General features: G+C 70.1%; 2 protein-coding genes and 1 pseudogene. All 3 read left to right on the plus strand.

Features of this window, described 5'->3' with window-relative positions; genetic code table 11:
- Positions 1 to 156, plus strand: a pseudogene (locus I53_RS34785) (cytochrome o ubiquinol oxidase subunit IV); the annotation flags it as partial.
- Between the two features lie 14 nt (positions 157 to 170).
- Positions 171 to 941 (plus strand): SURF1 family protein, encoded by a 771-nt coding sequence (locus I53_RS01765; RefSeq protein WP_043346013.1) that lies wholly within the window; start codon positions 171 to 173, stop codon positions 939 to 941.
- Positions 942 to 997: 56 nt separating this feature from the next.
- Positions 998 to 3,163, plus strand: a complete 2,166-nt coding sequence (gene scpA / locus I53_RS01770) for a methylmalonyl-CoA mutase (protein WP_043346014.1) — start codon at positions 998 to 1,000, stop codon at positions 3,161 to 3,163.
- Positions 3,164 to 3,336 lie beyond the last annotated feature (173 nt).

Here is a 3,336-nt window from a genome sequence, read left to right on the forward strand (position 1 = left end):
AGCACGAAGTCGGAGGGCGGCTGGACTTTCATGGCGCTGATCTTCACCATCACGCTGGTGGTGATCATGCTCGCCGGCTCGGTGTGGGTCATGTACCACCTCAACCACAACATGATGCCGATGGATGCCCACGACGTCATGAACAACGCCCGCTGAGCGCGCGTCCGCAGATGAGACCCGCGGGGTCGGCGGGGGGCTTGAGCCCCTCCCCGGCCCCGATTGCGTTGTGGCGGCGCGTCGTGTTCGGCGTCGGCGCGGGCCTCGTCTTCGTCGTCCTGCTCGGGCTCGGCACGTGGCAGGTGGAGCGGCGGGCCTGGAAGCTCGACCTGATCGCCCGGGTCGATGCCCGGGTCCATGCCCCGCCGGTGCCGGCCCCCGACTCCGCCGCATGGCCGCGCGTCGGCCCCGACGACGCCTACCGGCACGTCCGGCTCGCGGGCACCTTCCTGCACGATCGCGAGATCCTGGTTCAGGCCGTCACCGAGCGCGGCGGCGGATTCTGGGTGCTGACGCCCCTGCGGCGTCCGGACGGCAGCCTCGTGCTGGTCAATCGCGGCTTCGTGCCCGGCGACCGGCGGGATCCGGCGACCCGGGCGGCCGGGCAGGTCGCGGGGGAGACCACGGTGACCGGCCTCCTGCGGCTGACCGAGCCCGGGGGCGCGTTCCTGCGCTCGAACGATCCCAAGGACGACCGCTGGTATTCCCGCGACGTGGCCGCCATCGCGGCGGCGCGCGGCCTGACCGGCGTCGCCCCCTACTTCGTGGATGCGGACGCGACGCCCAATCCCGGCGGGCTGCCGGTGGGCGGCCTCACGGTGATCGCCTTCCCCAACAACCACCTCGTCTACGCGATCACGTGGTACGGGATGGCGCTGATGCTGGCGGGCGCGGTTGTCTACGTCCTGCGGGGCGGACGCGGTCCTGGACCTGCGGGGGAGTAGCCCGCGTCAAGCGCGTGTCTATAATGGCGTGACAAACGCCATAACGAGTCAACGCCATGACCTCCCGCATCCCGAACTTCGCCGAAATCCCGCTGGCCGGCGAATCGCTCGCGGTCGCGGCGCCGGCGCTGGGCGAGCCCTGGATGACGCCGGAGGGCATCCCGGTGAAGGGCCGCTACGGACCGGAGGACCGGGAGGGCCTCGAGTTCCTCGACACCTATCCGGGCATCGCGCCGTTCCTGCGCGGCCCCTACCCGACCATGTACGTCACCCAGCCCTGGACGATCCGGCAGTACGCCGGCTTCTCCACGGCCGAGGATTCGAACGCCTTCTACCGCCGCAACCTCGCGGCCGGCCAGAAGGGCCTGTCGGTCGCCTTCGATCTCGCCACCCACCGCGGCTACGATTCCGACCATCCCCGGGTCTCCGGCGATGTCGGCATGGCGGGCGTGGCGATCGACTCGATCTACGACATGCGCACGCTGTTCTCGGGGATTCCCCTCGACGAGATGACCGTGTCGATGACGATGAACGGCGCGGTGCTGCCGATCCTCGCGCTCTACATCGTCGCCGCGGAGGAGCAGGGCGTGCCGCCGCAGAAGCTCGCCGGCACGATCCAGAACGACATCCTCAAGGAGTTCATGGTCCGCAACACCTACATCTATCCCCCCAAGGGATCGATGCGGATCATCTCGGACATCTTCGCCTACACGTCGAAGAACATGCCGAAGTTCAACTCGATCTCGATCTCCGGCTATCACATGCAGGAGGCCGGGGCGACGAACGACCTGGAGCTCGCCTACACGCTCGCCGACGGCGTCGAGTACATCAAGGCGGGCCTCGCCGCCGGGTTGACCATCGACCAGTTCGCCCCGCGCCTGTCGTTCTTCTGGGCGATCTCGACCAACTTCTTCATGGAGGTCGCCAAGATGCGGGCCGCGCGCCTGATCTGGGCGAAGCTCGTGAAGGGGTTCGATCCGAAATCGGAGAAATCCCTGGCCCTGCGCACCCATTCGCAGACGAGCGGCTGGTCGCTCACCGCGCAGGACGTGTTCAACAACGTCACCCGCACCAACATCGAGGCGATGGCGGCGACGCAGGGCGGCACGCAGTCGCTCCACACCAACGCGCTGGACGAGGCGTTGGCGCTGCCCACCGACTTCTCGGCGCGGATCGCCCGGAACACGCAGCTGTTCCTGCAGCAGGAGAGCGGCACCACCCGGATCGTCGATCCCTGGGGTGGCTCTTACTATGTGGAGAAGCTCACGGCCGACATGGTGGCCCGGGCCTGGGAGCACATCCGCGAGGTCGACGGCCTCGGCGGCATGGCCAAGGCGATCGAGGCCGGGATCCCGAAGCTCCGCATCGAGGAGGCTGCCGCCCGGGCCCAGGCCCGGATCGATTCCGGCCGGCAGACCATCGTCGGCGTGAACAAGTTCCGGGCCGACGACGACATGGCCATCGACCTGCTGCGGGTCGACAACGGCAATGTCCGCCGGCTCCAGATCGACAAGCTCAAGCGCCTGCGCGCCGAGCGCGACGAGGCGGCGGTGACGGCCCGGCTGGAGGCCCTCACGAAGGCCGCCGACGGCACCGAGAATCTGCTGGAGCTCGCCGTCGAGGCCGCCCGCGCCAAGGCGACGGTGGGGGAGATTTCCGAGGCCCTGGAGAAGGCCTGGGGCCGGCACCGCGCCGAGATCCGCTCGATCTCCGGCGTCTACAAGCGCGAGGTGGGGGGCATGTCGCCTGTGGTCGAGGAAGTCCGGGCGCTGGTCGAGGCGTTCGAGGAGAATGACGGCCGCCGGCCGCGCATCCTGGTCGCCAAGATGGGCCAGGACGGGCACGACCGCGGCCAGAAGGTGATCGCCTCGGCCTTCGCGGATCTCGGCTTCGACGTGGATATCGGGCCGCTCTTCGCCACCCCGGCGGAGGCCGCCCGGCAGGCGGTGGAGAACGACGTCCACATCGTCGGCGTCTCGTCCCTGGCTGCCGGCCATCTGACCCTGGTGCCGGAGCTGAAGGCGGCGCTGACCGAGCAGGGCCGGGACGACGTGATGATCGCCATCGGCGGCGTCATCCCGCCGGGCGACTACGAGGCGCTGACGGCCGCGGGCGCGGCGGCGATCTTCCCGCCCGGCACGGTCATCGCCGAGGCGGCCGCCAAGCTGATCCGCGCGCTGAACGAGCGGCTGGGCTACGCGGCGCGGCAGGCGGCGGAGTAGAAGGCTTCCCGAGGCGGCCGGACCGGCCGCCTCGCCCCATGCCCTGGCGCGCCCCTCGTCCTGAGGTGCCGGAGCGAAGCGGAGGCCTCGAAGGAGGCCTCCATCCGGCCGCGCGATCCCTGGAGCCCCCCTGCGGCGCCCGCTGACGCGCGCACCTCAGGATGGGGCGGTGG

This window comes from Methylobacterium sp. B1 (assembly GCF_000333255.1).
Classification (GTDB): domain Bacteria; phylum Pseudomonadota; class Alphaproteobacteria; order Rhizobiales; family Beijerinckiaceae; genus Methylobacterium; species Methylobacterium fujisawaense.